The sequence below is a fragment of the Archangium gephyra genome (assembly GCF_042230915.1).
GTDB classification, from domain to species: Bacteria; Myxococcota; Myxococcia; order Myxococcales; family Myxococcaceae; genus Archangium; species Archangium gephyra_B.
The window spans coordinates 10,200,521-10,224,842 of the sequence record NZ_CP102578.1; the positions used below are offsets into that span (position 1 = coordinate 10,200,521).

Consider the following 24,322-nt stretch of genomic DNA (forward strand, 5'->3'; position numbering starts at 1 on the left):
TGAGGCACGACATGGGTGTTCATCTCGAGCAGATGCCGCTCATCGCCCTGCGGGGCGTGAGCAAGATCTACCGGACGGGAGACGTGGAGGTGGCGGCCCTGCAGGGCGTGGACTTCAACGTGGAGTCGGGCGAGTTCGTGGCCATCATGGGTTCGAGCGGCTCGGGGAAGTCCACCCTGATGAACATCCTCGGCTGTCTGGACCGGCCCACCGCGGGCCAGTACTTCCTGGACGGCCAGGACGTGTCGCGCCTGGACCGCAACGGCCTGGCCATCGTGCGCAACCGCACCCTGGGCTTCGTCTTCCAGAGCTTCAACCTGCTGGCGCGCACCAGCGCCCTGGAGAACGTGGAGCTGCCCTTGCTCTACGCTGGGGTGCCCGCGCGCGAGCGCAAGCGGCGGGCCCGCGAGGCGCTCGAGCGGGTGGGCCTGGGCGCGCGCCTGGACCACCACCCGCGCCAGCTCTCCGGTGGCCAGCAGCAGCGCGTGGCCATCGCCCGGGCACTGGTGAGCCAACCCCGCGTCATCCTCGCCGACGAGCCCACGGGCAACCTGGACTCGCGCACCAGCGTGGAGGTGATGGCGCTCTTCCAGGAGCTGCGTCACGAGGGCATCACCCTCGTGCTGGTGACGCACGAGCCGGACATCGCCAGCCATGCCGGGCGCGTGGTGGTGGTGCGGGACGGGCGCATCATCTCGGACAAGCGCCAGCAGCCGGTGCCCGCGGAAGTGCCGCCGCTCGAGGAGGCCGTGTCATGAACGTGCTCGAGACGATGTCGCTGGCGGTGCGCTCACTGCTGCGCAGCAAGATGCGCTCCTTCCTCACCGCGCTGGGCATCATCATCGGCGTGGGGGCCGTCATCGCCATGGTGGCCATTGGCGATGGGGCCCGGGCCAGCGTCCAGAAGGTGTTCGACGCGATGGGCACCAACATGCTCATCGTCACGTCCGGCTCCAGCAACGCGGGCGGCGCGCGGGGAGGCTTTGGCAGCCAGCCCACCCTCACCTGGGACGACCTGGAGGCCATCCGCACGCAACTGCCGAGCGTGCGCGCCGCCGCCCCGGAGATGCGCACCAGCACCCAGGTGTTCTCCGAGGACCAGAACTGGACCACGAGCGTCACGGGCACCACGCCCGACTACTTCGACGTGCGCGGCTGGACCCTCGCCACGGGCCGGCGCTTCACCGAGGCGGACGTGGAGGCGGGCACCAAGGTGGCCGTCATCGGCCAGACGGTGGTGGAGAAGCTCTATGGCGCGGGCTTCGACCCGGTGGGCCAGGTCATCCGCATCAAGAAGACGCCCTTCACCATCATCGGCATGACGGTGCGCAAGGGACAGTCGCCCATGGGGCAGGACTACGACGACAGCATCCTCGTCCCCGCCACCACCTTCCAACGGCAGCTGCAGTCGCAGAGCCTGGGCAAGTACATCACCGGTGTCCTCAACGTGCAGGCGGATGCCAGCGCCGGCACCGCGAAGGCCCAGCAGGACATCACCACGCTGCTGCGCGAGCGGCACCGGCTCGCCGAGGACGCCGCCAACGACTTCGACGTGAGGGACCTGTCCGAGCTGGCCAACAGCCGCCAGCAGAGCACCGAGACGCTCAGCCTTCTGCTGGCCTCCATCGCCGCCGTGTCCCTGGTGGTGGGGGGCATCGGCATCATGAACATCATGCTGGTGAGCGTCACCGAGCGCACCCGGGAGATTGGCGTGCGCGTGGCGGTGGGCGCGAGGCCCCGGGACATCCTCGCCCAGTTCCTCATCGAGGCGCTGACGCTGGCGCTGCTCGGAGGACTCATCGGCGCGGCGGCGGGCCTGGGCGTGGCCCAGTTCCTCGCCACCCAGTTCCAATGGCCCCTGTTGGTCCGCCCGGATGTCATTCTCATCGCGCTCGGCTTCAGCGCGCTCGTGGGCGTGGGCTTCGGCCTCTACCCCGCGCGCAAGGCGAGCCAGCTCGATCCCATCGACGCCCTGAGGTACGAGTGATGCGAACCCTTCTTCCCGTTCTCGCCCTGCTGCTCGCCGCCAGCCCCGCGTTTGCCCAGCAGCGCGTGCTTACCCTGGACGAGGCCCTGCGTACCGCCTCCGAGCGGCAGCCGCAGCTGCGCCAGGCCCAGGCCAGCACCTCCGCGGCCAACGCCCGCGTGGACCAGAACTTCTCCTCGCTGCTGCCCCAGGTGAGCGCCAACCTCACCTACCAGCGCTCCCTGTCCGAGAAGAACAGCGTGAGCACGACGACCTCCTCCGGCTTCATCAGCCGCGAGGGCATCAACGCGGGCGCGTCCGTCAACCAGCTCATCTGGGACTTCGGCCGCACCACGGGCCGGTGGCGCTCCGCCCAGCAGTCCGCCCAGGCCCAGAAGCAGACGGAGAACCAGACGCGGGTGGACGTGCTGGCCAACGTGCAGACGGCCTACTTCAAAGTCCTGGCCCAGCAGTCGCTGGTGCAGGTGGCCCAGGAAACGCTGGAGAACGAGCGGGCGCGCCTGGGACAGGTCAACGCCCAGGTGCAGGTGGGCACCCGGCCGGAGATCGACCTGCTGCAGCAGCGCACGGCGGTGGCCAACGCCCAGGTGCAGCTCATCCAGGCGCGCAACAACGCCGCCACCAGCAAGGCCCAGCTCAACCAGGCCATGGGCCTGGAAGGCCCCACCGACTACGCCGTCCAGGACGTGGCGGTGGGCCCCGTGGAGGGCGAGGACCAGGCCGTGGACCTGCTGGTGGACGCCGCGCTCCAGGGCCGGCCCGAGCTGGCCGCGAGCGAGCACCAGCTGCGCGCCCAGGAGCTTCAAATCTCCGCCGCGCGCGGCGGGTACTGGCCGAGGATCTCCGCCTCGGTGTCGGGCTCGCAGGCCGGTGCGGACCCGACGGACCTGCAGTGGGGCGTGAGCGGGCAGGTGGGCCTGAGCTGGCCCCTGTTCGAGGGTGGCCTCACCCGCGCCCAGGTGCGCGAGCAGCAGGCCAACCTCAACGGCCTCCAGGCCCAGCGTGACGCGCTGCGCCAGCAGGTGCGGCTGGAGGTGGAGCGCGCGCAGCTGGCGGTGAACGCCGCGCGCGAGAGCGTGTCCGCCACCGAGGAGGCGCTCACCAATGCCCGCGAGCGGCTGCGGCTGGCCGAGGGCCGCTACCGCGCGGGCGTGGGCAACATCATCGAGCTGTCCGACGCGCAGCTCTCCGCCACCAACGCGGCCGTGCAGCGTGTCCAGGCCACGTACAACCTGGCCACCGCGCGCACGGAGCTGGCGCGGGCCCTGGGGCGTCAGCCGGGCCCCACCGGGTGAACACTCCTCCGGTTTTCAAGGGTTGTCTGTATTAAGCGGGAAATCTTGGTGGTAGGATTTGCGCTCGCCCTCCTGGCAGACGGGCGGGCGTGAACCCCCATTACAGGAAGTCCCCATGACCATCCGTACGGCAGTCCTCGCGGCGACGGCCACCGCCGCCCTCCTCGTGGCCCCGGAAGCCTCGGCCACCAACTATTCGCTGTGGATCCACGGCAAGAACGGCGGCGGTACCCAGCGCGGCAACTATGCCGACTTCTCCAACTGGGGCCCGAGCACCGTCAGCGCCGGCGTGAACAAGAAGGCCGTCAACTGGGATGGCCGGCAGAAGATCTCCGTGGAGAACTTCCGCATCCGTGACGCGCTCGACTGCTTCTGCACCGGCACCAACTGGTGCTACATCGCCGTGCACAGCGCGGGCGACCTGCAGATCGGCTACGCGCTGTCCATGTACGGCGGCTCGGCGCGCTACAAGAAGAACGCCGTCCCCAACTCCACGGGCGTGTGCGGCAACACCGACGGCACCACCCAGGTGGGTTGGAACATCAAGTGGGTGGACGTGGCCTCGGGCGCCGGCGGCGGCAGCGAGCTGGCCGACAACGGCGAGTGGGCGACGAGCGATCCCATCGTGGGCGACCTGGTCACCTCCACGGCGCGCGGCATGTTCAACCACAACACCACGCGCTCGGCCTGGTTCTACATGTTCGCCGGCGCCAAGGGCACGGCCTACTCCGGCATCCTCTCCGGGCAGGACGACGAGGCCGTGGCCTACCACTCCACCGGCGGCGTCTCCGTCAAGGGTGGCTTCTGCAACCCCGGCGACTGGTTCTGCGACGGCACCCTGAACACGGGCACCGCCGCCACCAGCAACGGCAAGGCCAAGTGGAGCTACCACACGGTGTCGTTCCGCGATGACGGCGAGAACCACAACCACTACCAGAACGGCAACTGGGAGAACATCGTCGGTGTGGTCCGCGCCGACATGGCCACCTACGCCTACTGAGACGGCCTGAAGCTCAGGCCACCTCGCGCCGTTCACCGGTCCCCGCGGCACCGTCCGCGGGGGCCTTGGGGGCCGGCTCGGTGAGGTGGCCGCGGAACGTCTCGGCGGAGAGGTACACGGAGACGAGGGTGACGAGCGCCAGGCCCACCATGTAGAGCGACACGGGCCAGGGCTTGCCCCCGGTGCGCGACAGCAGGAAGGTGGCGGTGAGGGGCGAGAGGCCGCCGGCGAACACCGAGGCCATCTGGTAGCCCAGCGAGGCGCCGCTGTAGCGCACGCGCGTACCGAAGAGCTCCGAGAAGAAGCTGGCCTGGGGCCCGTACATGGCCGCGTGCGCGATGATGCCCAGCGAGATGGCCACCACGATGAGGGCCGTGGACCGGGTGTCGATGAGCCAGAAGAAGGGGAAGGCCAGCAGTGCGCAGCCCACCGCGCCCCCGAGGTAGACGGGACGGCGTCCCACCACGTCCGACAGCGCCCCGAAGGCGGGGATGGCCACCAGGTGCACGGTGGTGGCCGCGAGCACGCCGTTGAGCATGGTGGCCTTGTCCAGCTTGAGCTGCTCGGTGCCGTAGGTGAGGACGAACGTGGTGACGATGTAGAAGAAGCCGTTCTCCGCGAAGCGCGCCCCCATGGCGAGGAGGATCTGCCGGGGGTAGGTGCGCAGCACCTCGAGGATGGGGAGCTTCTCGCCAGCGCCCCCGGCCTTGGGCTGGGCGTGGGCGGCCTGTTGCGCGCGGAAGGCGGGGGACTCGGCGACGCTCACGCGGATGAAGACGCCAATGCCGATGAGCACCGCGCTGAAGAGGAAGGGCACGCGCCAGCCCCACGAGACGAACTGCTCCTCGGGCAGGCGGGAGAAGACGGAGAACACGGCGTTGGCCACCAGCAGGCCCGCGGGCGCGCCCATCTGCGGCCAGCTCCCGTAGAAGCCGCGCCGGTGGGCGGGAGCGTGCTCCACGGCCATCAGCACCGCGCCGCCCCACTCCCCGCCCAGGCCGAAGCCCTGGAGGATGCGCAGCAGCACCAGCAGGATGGGCGCCCACACGCCGACGGTCTCGTAGGTGGGCAGCAGACCGATGGCGAACGTGGCCAGGCCCATGATCATCAGCGTGGCGCTCAGCATGGACTTGCGCCCGAGCTTGTCGCCGAAGTGGCCGAAGATGATGCCGCCGAGCGGCCGCGCCACGAAGCCCACCGCGAAGGTGGCGAACGCGGCCAGCGTGCCCATCAACGGGTCGAACGAGGGGAAGAAGAGGCGGTTGAAGATGAGCGCCGCCGCCGTTCCGTACAGGAAGAAGTCGTACCACTCCACGGCCGTGCCGATGAAGCTCGCGGCGGCCACCTTCCAGATGTTCGTGTGCTGGGCCTGCTCGGGCGCCTGGGAGGCGTTGGGTACCGTCACGGTGTTTCCCCTGTCATGAAGTGGTACGGGTGCTGCGTTTCAGCGGGCGGTCCAGCCGCAGTCCATCACCTGGGCGGCGCCGGTGATGCCACCCGCGGCCTCCGAGCACAGGAAGGCCACGTAGGCGGCGACTTCACTCGGCTCCAGCAGGCGCTTCACCGCCGCGGGGGCCAGCATGATGCGCTCGATGACCTCCGTCTCGGTGAGGCCGTGCACGCGGGCCTGGTCGGCGATCTGCTTCTCCACCAGGGGCGTGCGCACGTAGCTGGGGCAGATGGCGTTGACCGTCACGCCCTTGTCCGCGGCCTCGAGCGCCACCGTCTTCGTCAGCCCCATCAGCCCGTGCTTGGCGGAGATGTAGGCCGACTTGTACGGCGACGCCACCAGCCCGTGCAGCGAGGAGACGTTGATGATGCGTCCCCACTTGCGCGCGTACATCAGCGGCAGGGCGTACTTCGTCAGCAGGAAGGGCCCCACCAGCATGATGCGGATCATCAGCTCCCAGCGATCCTCCGGGAACTCCTCCACCGGAGACACGTGCTGGAGCCCGGCGTTGTTCACCAGGATGTCGAGCCGGTCCCACTCCTTCTGGGCCCGATCCACCAGGGCCCGGCAGTCCTCGCGCGAGGACACGTCGGCCCGCTGCGCGACGGCGCCCGGAATCCCCGCGGCCACCGCGCGCGCACCGGCCTCGTCCAGGTCCGACACCAGCACCCGGGCGCCCCGCGCGCCCAGGTCCTCGGCCACCGCCCGGCCGATTCCACTCGCCGCGCCCGTCACGAGCGCGCTCTTCCCCGTCAGCTCTCCCATGGACGTGCCTCTCAGAGAATCATCCGCAGCGTGAGGAAGGCCGACAGGTCGCGCTCCTTCAGCTCCGGCTTGCCTTCGATGTCACGCGCGTAGGTGGCCACGCGCGCACCCAGCGCCACCTGATCGAACATCCACCACGTCGCGCCCACGTTGAAGTAGGTCATCCCCGTGCTGGTGACGGGCTCGCTGGCGCTGGTGCCGCCGGTGGGCGGAATGAAGGAAGGCGTGTGGTCCGCCACGCGCACGACGTTGAAGCCCACGCCCGAGCGGCCGAAGAGGAAGACGTCCAGGCCGCCCGACAGGGTGAGGGCGTCGAAGGGCGTCTCCAGCAACTGGTTGCTGTAGCCCGAGACCGAGTTGACGACGTCGTTCTGCACGCGCGCCACGTTGAAGAAGGGCGTCACCTCGAAGGGCAGCGCCGGCACCATGCCCTTGAGCTTGAGCTTCACGCCGCCGCGCAGGTTGTAGCCCTGGAGGGGCGGATCCTGCGTGGAGGTGGCCTGGTAGTTGATGCTGAAGAGCTGGGCCATGGCCTTGGCCTCGAACCAGGGGTGCTCGTAGGAGAGCGAGGGGCTGATGACGCGGAAGTGGATGTCGTCATCCGGCTGGCCGTTGCGGAAGTTGCCCAGGGGCCGCTCCCAGAAGCGGCTGTTGCCACCGAAGGAGCCACCCACCATGAAGGAGGCCGAGGAGCTCAGCGGGTTGGCCTCGGTGTAGCTCAGGCCGGCGGTGAGGCCCCAGCGCGAGTAGCGCGCCTGCACGCCCTGGCCGCGGTTGAAGCCGCTGTAGAGCAGCGGATCCCGCGTGTACTTGTCCGCCAGGAGCACGTCGCCCATGTGCGCGGAGAAGTAGTCCACGCTGGCCGGGTCCAGGATGATGCCCGCCTCCACCGTGGCGCCCCACCGCTGCAGGCGCAGCACCTGGTCGCGCACCGACATGGAGGCCGTGCCCTCCCAGATGCCGGAGCCGTGGCTGCGGATGTTGCGCTCGAACTCGCTGCGGAAGGTGACGTAGGGGCCCAGCCGTCCCTCGGCGCCGAAGCGCGCGAGCGCCACCGTGGTGATGCGGCCCTCCTTCTCCGGGTTGGGGTTCACCAGCAGGTTCTCCGACTGGAGACCGCCCGCGATGGAGAGCACCGGGCTGATGAAGTACGTGTCGCTGCCCAGGGCGAAGAGGGGCCGGGTCGCGGGCGTCGGAGCACCCAGCACCAGCGCCTCCGGGTCCTGCTTGGCCTCGGCATCGGGCTTCGCGGGAGCCTGCGGGGTGAGGGCGGGAGCGGCCTGCGCGACGGGCGCGTCGCCAGACGCCGGAGCGGCGGCCTCGGAGGTCTGGGCGCGGGCGGGAGCCGACAGCAGGGCGGAGGCCAGCGTGCACACGAGCGCCACGCGGGACGCGGTGGGGAAGGAGGGAGTCATGGGGGGGTGACTTTCTTGGGCTGCTCTCCAGAAGGGGAGACGCCGCCCGCGCAGCAGCCACGGGCGCGGGCGGCGGAGCAACACTGCCAGGGAAGGCGGCTACTTCGCCAGATACCCCATGACGAGCTTCAGGCCCGCCGACGAGCGCAGGGAGCCGAAGTGGTTGGCGATGAAGCCCTTGTTGAAGTAACCGCTGGTGTCGTAGTCGTTGAGCGTCGTCAGCTTGTTCACCGTGCAGTCCGCCAGGTCGATGCGCGAGGCGGACTCGGACACGTAGAAGTCCTGGTAGTTGGCGCCCTGCTCGATGTCCGTCATGGTGAGGGTGTAGTACTTCACCACGTTGCCGTCGCACTGGCCCGTCTTGCCGAAGGCGTAGTCACCGTCCGCGCACGGCGTGGCGAACAGGTCGCGAGGGCCGTTGAGCGGCTTGTGGAAGTACGTCTGCGTGTAGTTGGAGCGGCTGCCCATCTCACAAACGATGGTGCCACGCATGGTGGGGTTGGCCGTACACAGCCCGCTGTCGTAGGTGGACACGCCGTGGTTGGCGCCCGAGCCGAGGATGACGTGGCTCACCCGCGTGTAGGGGTTGACGGACTCCGGCTTGCCGTCCACGTGCTCCACGTACAGCCGGCGCAGCGCATCGCGCACCACCGTCACGCCCAGCGAGTGGCCGACGAGCGCCACCTTGCGGTTGGGGTTGTTGAGCATCACCGCCTTGATGAGGGACTGGAGGATGGGCGTGGACCAGCCGTGGTCGATGTTGCCCGCCGCGTTCTCCGTGGTGCTGTTGCCGGTGGGGTCCACGGTGGCGATCAGGTCCGTGCGGAAGTCCACCGCGACGACGCGGTAGCGCTCGGCGATCAGCGCCTCGGCCAGCTGCACCCGCTCCTCGGTGTCCGGGTTGAACTGCACCTTCTCGAAGGCGGAGTTGATGGTTGTGCCCGCCGGCAGGAGGAACTTCTCCCAGGAGTGCGGCCGGGTGGAGTTGCCGTGGACCAGGATGACGATGGGCTTGGAGGTGTCCTCGTTGGCCTGGGTGTACTCCTTGGCGGCGCAGTTGTAGCCAGGGATGCGGGCCACGTCCCCGTCGATGTGGTTGGTGGCCTTGTTGGGGCCACCGAAGACGCCATCCCCGGTCCACTTGCCGTCGTCGTTGCCGTCCTTGTAGGGCGTGGAGCCGGTGGTGTTCGCCTTGTCGTAGTAGAGGTTCTCGATGGAGCAGCCGGGGTGGTTGCTCAGCGGGCGGTACTTGCCGTCGTACTGCTTGTACGTCGCGGGCGTCTGGCGCTCGGTGAGCCCGGGATCCGCCATCTCGGGCGCGTCGCGGAAGGACCAGTTGGCCACGTCCACTCCAGCGGCCACCAGCTCGTCGTGCCGGGCGGAGATCTGCTTGCGGCACTGCTCCACCGAGACGACGTCCTCCTCACCGTTTCCGTTGCCGTTGCCATTGCCGTTGGGCTTCTCGCATGCGAGCAGCGCGCACGCCGCGAGACCGGTCGCGTAGAAGCGGAGGGAGAACTTGGACATCCTCATGTGTGGCTCCTGTGGGGAAGACGAGAGGCGTTGGGGGACTGCACGTGTCGGGTGGCGCCTGCTCGGGGCCGGCCTTCGGGGCGGCGGCGGCATCCTACCCTAACATGAAGCCGGACTCATGTTTGTATGATGCCGGGTTCATGTTCGCGCGGCCCTCGGAGCCTTGACGTCACGCGTCATACTCGGTGGCTCAACCTGATGCCGGGTTCATGTCTTGATGATGCTAGCTTCATGTTCGCGCGGGTTTGACATTGCGCGTCATGCGCGGCGTGATTCCCTGACAAGAAACCGCATAAGCAGTATTCAATGAATTGTGTTAAGGCATTACCTCCCCTTTCCAGGGAGGATCCCCATGATGAAGCGTCGTTTCGCAGGAGCAGTGGGAGCACTTCTCACGCTTTCGGTGCTCGGGTGCGAGGGCATGCCGCCCCCCGAGGAGACACCTCCCGTGGATGTGCTGGGGGAGGCCCGGAGCTCGCTCACGGAGGTGACGGGCTTTGGTACCAACCCCGGCAACCTGAAGATGTGGAAGTACGTGCCCGCGGGCCTCCCCGCCAACGCCCCGATGGTGGTGGCGATGCACGGCTGCACCCAGCAGGCCGGCGCCTACCCCAACACGGGCTGGAACGCGCTGGCGGACCAGCTCAAGTTCTACGTGCTCTATCCGGAGCAGCTGAAGGAGAACAACCAGAACATCTGCTTCAACTGGTTCGAGCCGGGTGACATCGCGCGCGGCCAGGGCGAGGCGCTCTCCATCAAGCAGATGGTGGACAAGATGAAGGTGGACCACTCCATCGACGGAAGCCGCGTCTTCGTCACCGGCCTGTCGGCGGGGGCCGCGATGACGCACGTCATGGCGGCGGCCTACCCGGACGTCTTCTCCGGGGCGGCCGTGATGGCCGGCGTGCCGTACAAGTGCGCGCTGACGATGAACGATGCGTTCTCCTGCATGAGCCCGGGCGCGGACAAGACGCCCACGGCGTGGAGGGACCTGGTCCGCAACGCCTACGCCGGCTACACCGGCCCGTACCCGAAGATCTCCATCTGGCACGGCACGTCCGACTACACCGTGAAGAACACCAACCAGTCGGAGGCCATGGAGCAGTGGACGGCGGTGCACGGCATCGACCAGACGGCGGACATCAATGACACCGTCGCCGGCTACCCCCACAAGGGCTACACGGACACCGCGGGCAACGTGCTGGTGGAGACGTACGCCCTCACGGGCATGGGGCACGGCACGCCCATCGACCCGGCCTTCAAGTTCCCCGGCACCACCGTGGCGTGCGGCACGGCGGGCGCGTACATCCTGGACACGGACATCTGCTCCACCTGGTACGTGGCGAAGTTCTTCGGGCTCGACAACTCCGACACCGTCCGGCCCACGGTGAGCATCTCCGCGCCGGCCAACGGCGCCACCCTGAGCGGCACGGTGAACGTGACGGCCAGCGCCACCGACAACGTCGGCGTCGCCAAGGTCGAGTTCTCCATCGACAACACCCTGGTGGGCACCGACACGGCGTCGCCCTTCGCATACAGCTGGAACACCGCGGCGGCCACCAACGGCACCCATACGCTGGTGGCCCGGGCCTATGACGCCGCGGGCAACACCACCACCTCCAGCACCGTCTCCGTCACCGTGACGGGCGGCATCTCCGACACCACGGCGCCCACCGTGGCCATCACCTTCCCCACCGCCGGCGCCACCGTGGCTGGCGGCGTCGACATCGCCGTCACCGCCGCGGACGACACCGGGGTGACCAAGGTCGAGTTCCTCATCGACGGAGCCGTGGTGGGCCAGGGCGTCGCGTCGCTGCAGGCCGGGCCGTACACGTACAACTGGAACACCACCGCGTACTCCACGGGCGTCCACAACCTCCAGGCGCGCGCCTACGACGCCGCGGGCAACACGGCCACCTCCGCCACCGTGTCCGTGACGGTGGACCAGAACTCGGTGCGCTTCACCGAGCGCTTCTCCAACGTCGGCCCCGACAACGCGGGCTGGAGCATCACCGAGTGGGCGCTCGACACCAGCGACCAGACCGGCGTCACCGGCAGCCAGTCCCTCCTGGGCTCCGCCACGCCCGCCTTCAACACCGTCACCCGCACCGCGAGCGTCAGCGTCACGCTCACCTCCAACCCCCGGCTCACCTACTGGCGCAAGCTGGACCTCTCCGGTGCCAACACCATGGCCTCGGCCAGCTTCAAGGTCGTCGTCAACAACGGCGCCGACAACGTCGTGGACTCCGTCACCAAGACGGGCATGGGCACCGTCACCGAGGCCAGCTGGACGCAGCGCGCCGACATCGACCTCTCCGCGTATGCCAACCGGACCGTCATCCTGAAGTTCATCGTCACGGCGACGGACACCGGCTCCAACCTCAGCCGCGCCAAGGCCTGGGTGGACAGCATCTCCGTGGGCCCGCCGAGCGCCTCCACCGACACCACGCCCCCCACCGTCAACATCACCGCCCCGGCCAACGCCGCCACCGTCAGCGGCACCGTGGACGTGACGGCGAGCGCCTCGGATGCCGTCGGCGTCAAGAAGGTCGAGTTCTACATCGACGGCTCGCTGGCCGACACCTCCACGGCGGCGCCGTACGTGTTCACCTGGAACACGGCGGGCGTGGCCAACGGCAGCCACTCGCTCATGGCCAAGGCCTATGACGGCGCCAACAACGTGAGCACGGACAACGACACCTTGGTGACCGTGAGCAACACCAGCGGCGGGACGACAACCGTCTCCTTCACCAGCATCGCGGCGGATGACGGGTACGTGAAGGCGAACGCGGATGGCACTTCCCCCGCGGTGGGAACCATCAGCACCCCGGCCATCGGCAAGGGCACCGACGCGAAGATCAACCGGGCCTTCTTCTCGTTCGACACCTCGTCGCTGCCGGACACCGCCACCCTCGTGCGCGCCTCGCTCAAGGTGACGCTGTCCTCCGCGGGTGGAGACCCGTGGGCCGACCCCGCAGCCGGCAACACGCTCGTCATCGACCTGAAGAACGGCACGTTCGGCACCGCCGCCACCGAGACCACCGACTACGCCGCGGCCCCCACCGCCGCCGCCGTCGCGGAGATCATCAAGTTCACCACCGGCACCCAGAGCTCGGCGGACTTCAACGCCTCGGGGCTCGCCTCCCTCAACAAGACGGGCAAGACGCAGGCCCGGCTCCAGTTCAAGCAGAACCCCTCGGGCACCTCGTACCTCTTCCTCACCGAGGGCACCGGCGCCACCCTGACGGTGGAGTACAAGTAGCTCCTCCTCCAGGGCAGTGAGCCACGCTCCGGGTGACGTTGCTGTCTCCCGGAGTGAGCGTCACAGCATGAAGGGACCCTGGCCATGCCACGGGTCCCTTCGCACCAACCTCCGAGGCTCGCCCGCTCCGCTGCTCTCCAGGCGACAGCACGGGCCCCCGTGCCCATACCTGGGGGGATGCATAAGTGAGCCCGCCTGCTCATTTGAAGCACCCTACCCTCTGGAGCATGAGCCGCCTCGCCCCCCTTGGCACCGCACTCGGCGGTCCCAAGCTTGTCGATGACGCGCCGACCCCACCACCGTAGGTGGTGCGACCAGAGGGGGAGGGCATTGATGGCGGAGGGCTACGAACAGGCTGGACCCTCTCTGGAAGGGGCGCATCCCGGCAGGCGGCTGGGCAACCGCTTTGAGTTGACCCAACGCATCAAGCAGGGCCGTGGCATCACCACGTGGCTCGGGGTGGACCTGCACACGGGGGCCCGGCTCGTCATCAAGACGACATCCGCCGTCTCCCTGGTCCCCACCGCGCGTCAGCGCCTGGAGCACGAGGCGGGGGTGCTGCGCTCTCTGCACAGCCCCTACCTCGTGCCCGTGCTGCATTTCGGCGCGGGGGGAGACCTGCTCTTCCTCGTGACGCCCTTCGTGCCCGGGGTGTCGCTCCAGGAGCGGCTCGCCAGCGGCACCTTGTCCGTCCCCGAGGCGCTCATCGTGGGCCAGTGTGTGCTGGCCGCGCTCGCCGAGACGCACGCCCATGGCATCTTCCACCGGGATGTGAAGCCCTCCAACATCGTCGTCGAGGGCCGCCCCACCCTCACCCGCGCCACGCTGGTGGACTTCGGCCTGGCGCGCAGTGAACGGTTGGACCCGTCGCTGCGAGACTTGCCGGTTGGCACCGCGCGCTACCTGTCGCCCGAGCAGGCCGGGCTCCTCAACCGTCCGGTGGAGGCCACTTCGGACCTGTACGCGGTGGGCGCGGTGCTCTTCGAGGCGCTCGCCGGCCACCCGGCCTTCGACGGCGCCTCCGTGGGCGAGGTGCTGCGCCAGCACCTCACCACGCGGCCCCGGCTGCGCACCACCGGCGTGGAGGTGCCCCGCGCGCTGGAGGAAGTGGTCGCGCGCCTGTTGCAGACGGACCCGCAGGACCGCTACCAGTCCGCCGAGTCCGCGCGCGAGGACCTGCGCGCCATCGAGGCGGCACTGGCCCGCGGCGAGCAGGACCCGGAGTTGGTGGCGGGCGCGCATGACATGCGCCACAGCCTCACCGAGCCCTCCTTCGTGGGCCGTCACGAGGAGCTGTCGCTGCTGGAGCGCGAGCTGGAGCGCGCCCGCACCGAGCCGGGGCGGCTGCTGGTGGTGGAGGCCGAGAGCGGCGGCGGCAAGAGCCGGCTGCTGGAGGAGTTCGCCACGCGCGCCCGCCAGCACCGCGCCTGGCTGTTGCAGGGCCAGGCCGTGGCCCAGTCCGCGCAGCGACCCTTCCAGCTCTTCGCGGACGTGGCCTCGGGCATCGCCTCGGCGGCGCTGGAGCGGCCGGGGCTGGCGGAGCTGCTGCGCGAGCGGCTGCAGGAGCAGGCCGCCTCGGTGTGCACGGTGCTACCCCAGTTGCAGCCGGTGCTGCGTCCCGCGCAGCAGGGCCTGGGCCCGGAGTCCCTCGGCGAGAGCCGCGGCATCTGGGCCCTCACCACGCTGCTGGGCGCGCTGGGCACGGAGGCGGAGCCGGCCGTGGTGCTGCTCGAGGACTGTCAGTGGGCCGACGAACCCACGCTGCGGTCCCTGGAGAGCTGGCAGCAGGCACGCCGCGCCGTGGGCGGGCACGTGATGATCATCGTGTCCTTCCGCAGTGAGGAGGTAGGCCCTGGACACGTGCTGCGCCGGCTCAACCCGGCGGCGCACCTGCGGCTGACGGCCTTCGGGCCCGCGGACGTGGCGCGCATGCTGGAGTCCATGGCCGGCACCCTACCCCGCGAGGCCATGGAGCTGGTGGTGCGGCTGTCGGAGGGCAACCCCTTCATGGCCTCGGCGGTGCTGCACGGACTGGTGGAGGACGGCGCACTGGTGCCGGGCCCGCGGGGTTGGCAGGTGGACCCCGAGGCCATGGCGCACGTGCGCTCCTCGCGCCAGGCGGCCTCCTTCCTGGTGCGCCGCCTGAAGCTGCTGCCGCCGGAGTCCCTGCGCCTGCTGTCGGTGGGCGCGGTGCTGGGCAAGAACTTCGATCTCGAGCGGGTGGCGAGCCTGTCGGGCACGCCGCGCGAGCGGGTGGTGGCGGGGCTGGTGGAGCCGCGGCGCCGGCACATGCTGTGGGAGGGCAGTGGCGGCCGCTACACCTTCGTCCACGACAAGCTGCGCGAGGCGCTGCTGAGTCTGCTCAAGCCCGAGGAGCGCCGGGAGCTGCACCGGCTGGCGGCGCGCGCCATCGCGGCCAACCCGCCGGCGGATCCCTTCGAGCTGGCCTACCACTTCGACGCCGCGGGTGAGTACACCCAGGCCCTCCCCTACGCGCTGGTGGCCGCCGAGCGGGCCCGGCAGCAGTTCGCCCTCGAGACGGCGGAGCACAACTACCGCATCGCCGAGCGCGGCGCGGCCGGGGCCGACCCGGGCATCCGCTTCCGCATCAGCGCCGGCTTCGGCGACGTGCTCATGCTGCGCGGCCGCTATGACGCCGCCCAACAGCAGCTCGCGCTCGCCCAGTCGCTTGCCCAGGAGCGCCTGGATCAGGCTCGCACCCTGGCCAAGCTGGGGGAGCTGGCCTTCCGGCGCGGCAACGTGGACGAGGGCAACGCGGCCATGGAGCAGGCCCTTCGGCTGCTCGGCCGCTTCGTGCCCCGCTCGTCCGCCGCCTTGAGCGTGGCGGCCCTCTGGGAGGTAGGCGTGCAGGCGGGCCATACCCTGCTGCCGAAATTGTGGCTGGCACGCCGTCCCCTCGACAAGAGCGAGGAGGACCTGCTCGCCGTCCATATCTACAGCCGGCTGGCCTACAACTACTGGTACCTGCGCGGCCGCATGGCCGTCATCTGGGCGCACCTGAGAGATCTCAACATCGCCGAGCGCTACCCGCCCACCCCCGAGCTGGCCCAGGCCTACTCGGAGCACTCCCCCGCGATGACCACCCTGCCCTGGTTCCGCCGGGCCAATGCCTACGCGGAGAAGTCGCTGGCCATGCGCCGGGAGATGGGTGACGTCTGGGGACAAGGACAGACCTTGCACTTCTACGCCCTGGCCCTCTACGCGGAGAGCCGTTTCGAGGAGAGCATCGAGAAGTGCCGCGAGGCGGTACGGCTGCTGGACCGGACGGGGGACCGCTGGGAGGTCAACAACGCCACCTTCAACACCATCATGTGCTTGTACCGGCAGGGGAAGTTGAAGGAGGCGCTGGAGACCAGCCAGCGGCTGCACGGCGAGGCGCTGGCCATTGGCGACCGGTACGCGGTGCGGCTGGCGCTGGAGGCCTGGGGCAAGGCCTCGGGAGGCCGCATCCCGCGCGGGCTGCTCGAGGGGGAGATCTCCAACCCGGAGGCGGATCCGCAGTCGCACTCGGGCGTGCTCCAGGCGGAGGCCATCCGCCAGTTGCGCGAGGGGGATGCCGAGGGCGCGGTGGCCACGTTGGAGGAAGCGCAGCGCATCGCCGAGGCGGCGCACCTGCATTCGGAGTACGTGTCCCCCATCCCGGGATGGCTCGCCACCGCCCTGCGCCAGCGCGCCGAGCAGGTGTCCCCGCTCGCTCCGCATGAGCGCAAGGCGCTGCTGAAGCGCGCCGAGCACGTGGCCCGGCGGGCCCATGACGTGGCGAACACCTACCGCAACAACCTCCCCCATGCCCTGCGCGAGCGGGCGCTGCTGGCGGCCATGACCGGCCGCGCACGCCGCGCGCGCCGGTGGATTGAACAGAGCCTGAGCGTGGCGGACGAGCTGGGCATGCGCCATGAGCGCGCCCAGACGCTGCTGGCACGGGGGCAGGTGGGCCGCGCACTCGGCTGGCCAGGCGCCGCCGCGGACCTCGAGACGGCCACCCGCGAGCTGCAGGAGCTGGAGCAGGGGCTGGGGCAGGAGGGCCCCGGGAGCACGGAGCGCTCGGACACGCTGTCGCTGGCGGACCGCTTCCCCCGGGTGCTGGACGCGGGCCGTCGCATCGCCTCCGCCCTCACCCGCGAGGCGGTGTTCGACGCCGCGCGCCGCTCGATGATGGAGCTGCTGCGCCCGGAGCACTGCGTGGTGTTCGACCCGGAGGCGCTGCTGCCCGAGGACGAGCTGGCGGCGGCGGGCGTGGGCCGCACCGCCATCGCCCGGACGCTGGAGACGGGGCGGCCGGCGGTGATGGGCCAGGGCATGCCCGGCGGGGTGAGCGAGAGCATGGAGCTGTTGGGCGTGCGCTCGCTGCTGTGCGCCCCCATCCAGGTGCGTGGCAAGACGGTGGCGTGCGTGTGCGTCAGCCACCGGCAGGTGGGCGAGCTCTTCGGCGAGGACGAGGAGCGGCTGGCCTCCTTCGTGTGCATCCTGGCCGGCGCCGCCCTGGAGAACGCCGAGGGTTTCGAGCGCATGGCCGCCCTCTCCGAGGAGCGGGGCCGGCTCTACCGCGAGGAGCAGGAGGCGGTGCGCCGCCGCGACGACTTCCTCTCCATCGCCGCGCACGAGCTGAAGACGCCCCTCACCTCGCTGCAGCTCCACATCCAGGGCCTCATGTCCCAGCTGCGCCAGGGCCTCGAGCGGCTGCCCCCGGAGCGGCTCGGCGCCAAGCTGGAGTCGGCCAACCTGCAGACGCAGCGGCTGGGCAAGCTGGTGAACGAGCTGCTGGACATCTCGCGCATCGCCCAGGGACAGCTGTTGGGCAAGCTCGAGGACGTGGACCTGGTGCACGTGGTGCGCGGGGTGGTGGAGCGCTCTCGCGAGTCGCTCGCACGCGCCGAGTGCGACGTGCGGCTGCACCTGCCCCCCACCCTGGTGGGCCACTGGGACGCCATGCGGTTGGAGCAGGTGGTGGTCAACCTGCTCACCAACGCGACGAAGTATGGCGCGGGCCGGCCCATCGACATCACCGTGGAGGGCGACGCCACCCAGTCCCGGCTCCGGGTGCGCGACGAAGGCATCGGCATCGCCGAGGAGGACGCCTCGCGCATCTTCGAGCGCTTCGAGCGCGCCGTGTCCGTGCGCCACTACGGCGGCTTCGGCATCGGGCTGTGGATCGTCCGGGAGATCGTCCAGGCGCTCGGGGGCACCATCGAGGTGGAGAGCGCCCTGGGCAAGGGCGCCACCTTCACCGTCACCCTGCCCCGCCGCGGCCCCGACGAGGAGCCGCGCGAGTCCATCGAGACGCACTAGCGAGACGCACCAGCCGCCGGCCAGGCGGCCAGCGGCGAGTGGCTAGCGGCGGGTGAGCGACAGGTAGATGACGTTGTCCACGCTGTCGCGGAACAGCTTCACCTCGGCCAGCTCCGAGGGATCGATCTCCGCCGTCAGGGCCCTCATCTGGCCCTCGTCGCGGTAGACGAGCCACCAGTCCATGAAGGCCTCCATGTACCCGGACTCGGGGGGGAAGACGGCGAAGTTGGCCACCAGCAGCTTCCCGCCCGAGCGCAGCATGTGGAAGAGCAGCCGGGTGAGCCGGGCGGCGGTGCCCTCGGCGAGGTAGTCGTACAGGCCCGCCGAGTAGACGAAGTCCATGTCCCGGAAGGACGTCTTCCCCAGGAGCATGGAGCGCACCGAGCCGCACACCGTCCGCACCGGGCCGGTGGGGAACACCCGGGCGATCTCCGCCAGGCAGAGCGGATCCTGATCGAAGGCGATCAGCTCACCGAGCCGGTGGTCGCGCACGGCGGTGGACAGCTCCGCCTCGCGCAGGTGTCCGCACGCCACCGAGAGGATGCGCGGCAGGTGCACACGCTCGGCGGTGGTGTCGATCTCCCGGGCCAGCAGCTCGCGCCGCTCGCGCACGCTGCGCGCGCTCGGCTGATCGTGCATGTAGCGGTAGATTTCCCGGGCCTGGTACTCCAGGCCGTCCACGTGCGCGTGATCGTTGTAGAGATAGTCGATCAACTCGGCATCCCCCGCGTACCCGCGTGGACGCTCGAAGGCGTGACGGGTGAAGGGACACTGGTGGATGACCTGGCGCAGGGGGTGTGTGCGCACGGCTTCCAGGCAGAAGCGGCGCCACTCCTCCCGGTCCCACTTGCGGCGTAACGTCCGCAGTCCCCGGTGCAGGGACTCCATGCCGGACTGCACATCGCCGCCCTGGGTGATTTGCGCGTGGATGTCATCCAACCACGACGTGGCCCGGACGAACGCATCACTCCAATCGACCCACTCCATCACAGGCGAGGCCAATTTGTTCCGCGGGGTTGGGGCATGACCAGGAGAAGCAGCATCGCTCGAAGAGGAGGGAGGTCCTTCCATCGCCACCAAAACGAAGAGACCTTCCACTCCCTTCCCTTGGAGAAGGCCACCGGCCCAGCGCTGGTCTGGAGGGCAGGAGGGCGGGTGATCCAAAATGAGAGGGTGGACGCAACCCGCCACGCCTTTCGTGCGACAATCACCCAGAACGTTCTACATCCACGGGGTTTTCCATCATGGCCGTGCACACCATCCGGCCGGGCGACACGCTCAGCGCGTTGGCCCGGAAGTACAACACCTCGGTCGACGCGCTGGCGCAGGCCAACAACATCCGCGACCCGAACCGCATCACCGCGGGTCAGACCCTGGTCGTCCCCGACGGCTTCGACGCACCGCGCCGCCCGGCGGCCGCCAACCCCGCTACCTCCTCGGACAGCTTCGAGGTGAACGCTCCCTCGGGGGGACGCGCGGCCTCGGGCACCACGAACACCAACGCGTGGATTCCGGTGGATGCGCCGGTGCGCGGCGACACGTCCAACCGCAACGCGTCCGCCTACAACGACGTCATCAATCAGTTCGCCGTGGACACCAATCCGCGCTACCAGCCGCGCGGCGGCAACACGTACTGCAACATCTTCGCCTGGGACGTGACGCGCGCCATGGGCGCGGAGATTCCGCACTGGGTGGATGGCGCCGGCAACCCCGCGGGAGTGGGCGCACCGGGTGCCCGGGAGCTGGACGCCAACGGCGGACACCGCTGGCTGGAGACGCAGGGACAGCGCTTCGGCTGGCACGAGGTGAGCGCCGCGGAGGCGCAGCAGCTGGCCAACCAGGGCCACCCCGCAGTGGCGAGCTGGAACAACCCGGGAGGCATCGGCCACATCGCCGTGGTGCGCCCGGGAGAGGTGACGGATCGCGGCCCCGCCATCGCCCAGGCCGGTGCGAGCAACTTCAACAACGGGCATGTGCGAGACTCCTTCGGCAACGCGCCGGTGAAGTACTTCGTCAACGATCGCGGCGTGTCCAGCCAGCCCTCCGCTCCGGCCCCCAGCGCTCCGGCGCCTACCCCCCCGGCGGCTGCCGAGCTGGCCGCGGCGCGGAGCTACACGGTGCAGCCGGGCGACACGCTCAGTGGCATCGCCTCCCGCCACGGCACCACCGTGGGTGCCCTCGCCCAGGCCAACGGCATCTCCAACCCCGACTTCATCCAGGTGGGCCAGCAGCTCACCATTCCGGGCGCCTCGGGAGCCAGCGCTCCAGCTCCAGCCGCGGCTTCCCAGAGCTATACGGTTCAGCCGGGTGACACCCTCAGTGGCATCGCCTCCCGCCACGGCACCACCGTGGGTGCCATCGCCCAGGCCAACGGCATCTCCAATCCCGACTTCATCCAGGTGGGCCAGCGGCTCACCATCCCGGGCGCCTCGGCCCCCAGCGCCCCGGCTCCGGCTCCCGCCGCCCAGCGCTACACGGTGCAGCCGGGCGACACGCTCAGCGGCATCGCCTCGCGCTACGGCACCACCGTGGGCGCCATCGCCCAGGCCAACGGCATCTCCAACCCCAACTTCATCCAGGTGGGCCAGCAGCTCACCATTCCGGGCGCCTCGGGCCCCAGCGCCCCGGCCCCCGCTCCGGCGCCGGCCCCCCAGCGCTACACGGTGCAGCCGGGTGACACGCTCAGCGGCATCGCCTCGCGCTACGGCACCACCGTGGGCGCCATCGCGCAGGCCAACGGCATCTCCAACCCCAACCTCATCCAGGTGGGCCAGCAGCTCACCATTCCCGGCGGCTCGGCTCCCCCGCCGAGTGGCCCCGTGAGCGGGCCCGGGCCGGTGACGGGCCCGAGCGAGCCGGGCACGGCGGGCAGCATGAACGTGCAGCAGTTGCGCGCCATCATGCCCCACCTGTCCGAGGCCCGCGCCAACGAGATGCTGCCGCACCTCAACGCCGCCATGGCCGAGGCCGGCATCAACACTCCGCGGCGGCAGGCCGCCTTCCTGGCGCAGCTCGCGCACGAGAGTGGCGAGTTCCGTTACATGGAGGAGATCGCCTCCGGCGCCGCCTACGAGGGGCGTGCGGACCTGGGCAACACGCAGCCGGGTGACGGCGTGCGCTTCAAGGGCCGTGGCCCCATCCAGCTCACCGGCCGCGCCAACTACCGCGCCGCCGGCCGGGCCCTGGGCATCGACCTGGAGAACAACCCGACGCGCGCCGCCGACCCCGACGTGGGCTTCCGCACCGCCGCCTGGTACTGGAACAACCGCAACCTCAACAGCTACGCGGACGCGGGCAACTTCGACGCCATCACCTACCGGGTGAACGGCGGCTACAACGGCAAGGCCAGCCGCGACGCCTACTACGCCCGCGCCCTCCAGGTGCTCGGCGCGTAGCGGTTCCGTCCTCGGAATCCTCGCCGTCGTCATCCGCTTTCCCCACGCAGCTCGCGGGTGGGAACCTCGCCCTCGCCCCCGAAGTCCTAGAGCGTGAAGTAGTCCCGGGTGATGCGCAGCCGCACGTGCGCGTCCTCGGGATTGAGCTCGATGGAACGGGCGCGCGTGGCGAGGATGCCCAGGCGCCGCAGCAGGTGCTCGATGTCGTCGGCGAGCGCGAGCACCGGGCGCACCGCGCAGCCAGTGGCGAAGGCCATGTCATCGAGCAGGCTCAGGTTGCCCGGCTCGCTGGTGGCGACGAAGACGGTGCCCCGCACCTCATCCCGCCACTCCACCCGCAGCGGGCACATCCGCAGGCGCTCGAGCACCCGCGATGGCACGCAGCGCACCATGCCTTCCGGTACGCGCTCCAGTCCCTCGCGGCGGATGAAGGGCACCTGGAGCTGCCGGGACAACGAGATGAGCAGCTGCTCCGGCCCGAGCAGTCCCATCCGCACCGCAGCCTCCCCCAACCTGCACCGCCACCGCGCCTGGAAGGCGAGCGCCGTCTCCACCTGCGCCGACGCCAACAGCCCGCTCGCCACCCACAGCTCGCCCAGCCGCATCCGCCGCACGCCCACGACCACCCCCACGCCACACGCCCCCGACGACTGCACGCGCTCGGGCGCCCCCCGACCCCCCCACCACCCCGGCCCGCCCGAGCGCTCCCGGCCCCAACCCCCCAACCCACCCCGACCCCAACCCGGAGCCTCTCCATTGCGCATGGCGTGCCATCCCCCTCCTCATGGATTCCAGGGGGTTGGCCACCCCGTCCCGCGGGGCCATGCCGGAATGCGGGAAGAAATTCAGGGAGGGCACGGAGGGAAATCACCGGGACGGCTTCTCGTAGAGTGTCCGTCACCGTGCAAAGGTGACCCGCCCCGGGCGCCTCGCTCGCTCCGGGCGATTCCTCTTCAACGCGGAGAATCCATGCAGCCCAGGTCCACCCTCCTCCGAGTGCTGGCGGCGGCCGCGCTCGTGCCCACCCTCGCGCTCGCGGCGCCGAAGGCGGCACCGGCCCCCTCCCGGCCCTCGAAGCAGTACTCCGTCGAGCAGTTCATGGCGACGACGAAGCTCTCGGGCGCCTCCTTCTCGCCGGACGAGAAGCGCATCCTCTTCTCCTCCAACGAGAGCGGCATCTTCAACGCCTATACCCTGCCGCTCACCGGCGGGAAGGCGAAGGCGCTCACGCAGTCCAAGACGGACTCCACGTACTCGGTCGGCTTCTTCCCCAAGGACGAGCGCATCCTCTTCACGCGCGACCAGGGCGGTAACGAGCACAACCACCTCTACGTGCGCACCCCGGACGGCAAGGATCGGGACCTCACGCCCGGCGAGAAGCTCAAGGCCTTCTTCGTCACCTTCAACCAGGACGACTCGGCCTTCTACGCCCTCACCAACGAGCGCGACGCGCGCTTCTTCGACGTCTACCGCTACGACGCGAAGACGTACGCGCGCACGCTCGTCTACCAGAACGATCAGGGCTTCAACTTCGCGGACGTCTCGCTCGACGGCAGGTGGCTGGCCTTCAACAAGCCCCGCACCAACTACGACACGGACATCCACCTCTACAACGTGGAGACGAAGGAGCTGAAGCACATCACCCCTCACCAGGGGGACGTGTACTTCTCCGCGAGCACCTTCGACCCGGGCTCCACCGCCCTCTACTTCCTCACGGACCAGGGCTCCGAGTTCAAGCGCGTGGCCCGCTACGAGCTGGCCACCGGCAAGGTGGAGGACGTGGAGCGCGCCGACTGGGACGTGATGTACACCTCCTTCTCGCGCAAGGGCGGCTACCGCGTCACCGCCATCAACGAGGACGGCCGCACCGTCATCCGCGTGCACGACGTGAAGGCCGGCAAGCCCCTGGCGCTGCCGCAGCTGCCCGCGGGAGACATCACCTCGGTGAGCATCTCCGACAGCGAGAAGCGGATGGCCTTCTACCACAACGGCGACCGCTCCCCGTCCAACCTCCACCTCTACGACTTCGGCACGAAGAAGATCACCCGCCTCACCGACACGATGAGCCGGGACATCCAGACGGAGGACCTGGTCGACGCCGAGGTGGTGCGCTTCAAGTCCTTCGACGGGATGGAGATTCCCAACATCATCTACAAGCCGCACCAGGCCACCGCCAGCGCCAAGGCCCCCGCCATCGTCTGGGTGCACGGCGGCCCCGGTGGACAGACGCGAAAGGGCTACTCGCCGGTGCTCCAGTACCTCGTCAACCACGGCTACGTGGTGCTGGGCATCAACCACCGCGGCAGCTCCGGCTACGGCAAGAGCTTCTACACCGCGGATGACCAGAAGCACGGCCGCGAGCCGCTGCTCGACTGCATCGAGGCGAAGAAGTACCTGGCCAGCCTGCCCTACGTGGACGCCGAGCGCATCGGCATCGCCGGTGGCAGCTACGGCGGCTACATGACGCTGGCCGCGCTCGCCTTCCACCCGGACGCCTTCAAGGTGGGCATCGACATCTTCGGCGTGTCCAACTGGCTGCGCACGCTCAAGAGCATCCCGCCCTGGTGGGAGAGCCAGCGCGAGGCCCTCTACAAGGAGCTCGGAGATCCGGCGAAGCAGGAGCAGCTGCTGCGCGACATTTCGCCCCTCTTCCACGCGGAGAAGATCTCCAAGCCCCTGCTCGTCCTCCAGGGCGCCAATGACCCGCGCGTCATCCAGCCCGAGTCGGATGAGATCGTCGAGGCGGTGAAGAAGAACGGCGTCCCCGTGGAGTACGTCATCTTCCCGGACGAGGGCCACGGCTTCACCAAGCGCAAGAACGAGGTGGAGGCCTACTCGCGGATGCTCGGCTTCCTGGAGAAGCACCTGAAGGCCGCGGGCCCGGCTCCGGTGAACTGAAGTCTCCCAGCC

At 69.7% G+C, this 24,322-nt stretch carries 14 protein-coding genes; 8 read left to right on the forward strand and 6 right to left on the reverse strand.

The window, feature by feature from the left end:
• The first annotated feature begins 11 nt into the window (after positions 1–11).
• The 4 genes from NR798_RS40175 (at position 12) to NR798_RS40190 (ending at position 4,282) form a co-directional block, all read left to right on the forward strand.
• Positions 12–758: an ABC transporter ATP-binding protein gene (locus NR798_RS40175; RefSeq protein WP_375767871.1), complete on the forward strand. Its 747-nt coding sequence runs from the start codon at positions 12–14 to the stop codon at positions 756–758.
• A complete protein-coding gene (locus NR798_RS40180) occupies positions 755–1,987 on the forward strand; it encodes an ABC transporter permease (RefSeq protein WP_375767872.1) in 1,233 nt (410 codons plus the stop codon). Before NR798_RS40175 ends, NR798_RS40180 begins: the two co-directional genes overlap by 4 nt.
• Positions 1,987–3,282 carry a TolC family protein gene (locus NR798_RS40185; RefSeq protein WP_375767873.1) on the forward strand — a complete coding sequence of 432 codons (1,296 nt, stop codon included), beginning with the start codon at positions 1,987–1,989 and terminating at the stop codon, positions 3,280–3,282. The genes NR798_RS40180 and NR798_RS40185 overlap by 1 nt, the downstream gene beginning before the upstream one ends.
• A gap of 115 nt (positions 3,283–3,397) precedes the next feature.
• Positions 3,398–4,282 carry a hypothetical protein gene (locus NR798_RS40190; RefSeq protein WP_375767874.1) on the forward strand — a complete coding sequence of 295 codons (885 nt, stop codon included), beginning with the start codon at positions 3,398–3,400 and terminating at the stop codon, positions 4,280–4,282.
• A 13-nt stretch (positions 4,283–4,295) separates the two neighbouring features.
• Here NR798_RS40190 and NR798_RS40195 read toward each other — a convergent pair whose 3' ends face one another.
• From NR798_RS40195 to NR798_RS40210, 4 genes are all read right to left on the reverse strand, one after another.
• The gene (locus NR798_RS40195) at positions 4,296–5,687 is read right to left on the reverse strand and encodes an MFS transporter (RefSeq protein WP_375767875.1); all 1,392 of its coding nucleotides are present in this window, start codon (positions 5,685–5,687) and stop codon (positions 4,296–4,298) included.
• A gap of 39 nt (positions 5,688–5,726) precedes the next feature.
• The gene (locus NR798_RS40200) at positions 5,727–6,497 is read right to left on the reverse strand and encodes a 3-hydroxybutyrate dehydrogenase (protein WP_375767876.1); all 771 of its coding nucleotides are present in this window, start codon (positions 6,495–6,497) and stop codon (positions 5,727–5,729) included.
• 11 nt (positions 6,498–6,508) lie between these two features.
• Positions 6,509–7,912, reverse strand: coding sequence for a hypothetical protein (locus NR798_RS40205; protein ID WP_375767877.1), 1,404 nt, complete (start codon positions 7,910–7,912; stop codon positions 6,509–6,511).
• A 99-nt stretch (positions 7,913–8,011) separates the two neighbouring features.
• Positions 8,012–9,445 carry an esterase/lipase family protein gene (locus NR798_RS40210; protein WP_375767878.1) on the reverse strand — a complete coding sequence of 478 codons (1,434 nt, stop codon included), beginning with the start codon at positions 9,443–9,445 and terminating at the stop codon, positions 8,012–8,014.
• A gap of 352 nt (positions 9,446–9,797) precedes the next feature.
• On the opposite strand from NR798_RS40210, the gene NR798_RS40215 reads away from it, so the two are divergent.
• Together NR798_RS40215 and NR798_RS40220 are read left to right on the forward strand one after the other, a co-directional pair.
• Entirely contained in the window at positions 9,798–12,707 is a 2,910-nt protein-coding gene (locus NR798_RS40215; RefSeq protein ID WP_375767879.1) for a PHB depolymerase family esterase, read from the forward strand.
• Positions 12,708–13,118: 411 nt separating this feature from the next.
• Complete coding sequence (locus tag NR798_RS40220) at positions 13,119–18,017, forward strand: ATP-binding protein (protein WP_375767880.1); 4,899 nt, start codon at positions 13,119–13,121, stop codon at positions 18,015–18,017.
• Between the two features lie 42 nt (positions 18,018–18,059).
• Here NR798_RS40220 and NR798_RS40225 read toward each other — a convergent pair whose 3' ends face one another.
• Positions 18,060–19,004, reverse strand: a complete 945-nt coding sequence (locus tag NR798_RS40225) for a class I SAM-dependent methyltransferase (RefSeq protein WP_375767881.1) — start codon at positions 19,002–19,004, stop codon at positions 18,060–18,062.
• 257 nt (positions 19,005–19,261) lie between these two features.
• Between NR798_RS40225 and NR798_RS40230 the strand changes: the two genes are divergently transcribed.
• Positions 19,262–21,412 (forward strand): LysM peptidoglycan-binding domain-containing protein, encoded by a 2,151-nt coding sequence (locus NR798_RS40230; protein WP_375767882.1) that lies wholly within the window; start codon positions 19,262–19,264, stop codon positions 21,410–21,412.
• 86 nt (positions 21,413–21,498) lie between these two features.
• Here NR798_RS40230 and NR798_RS40235 read toward each other — a convergent pair whose 3' ends face one another.
• Positions 21,499–22,068, reverse strand: a complete 570-nt coding sequence (locus NR798_RS40235) for a pilus assembly protein PilB (RefSeq protein WP_375767883.1) — start codon at positions 22,066–22,068, stop codon at positions 21,499–21,501.
• 313 nt (positions 22,069–22,381) lie between these two features.
• Between NR798_RS40235 and NR798_RS40240 the strand changes: the two genes are divergently transcribed.
• On the forward strand, positions 22,382–24,310 hold the full coding sequence (locus NR798_RS40240) for a prolyl oligopeptidase family serine peptidase (RefSeq protein WP_375767884.1): 1,929 nt from the start codon (positions 22,382–22,384) through the stop codon (positions 24,308–24,310).
• Positions 24,311–24,322: the final 12 nt, after the last annotated feature.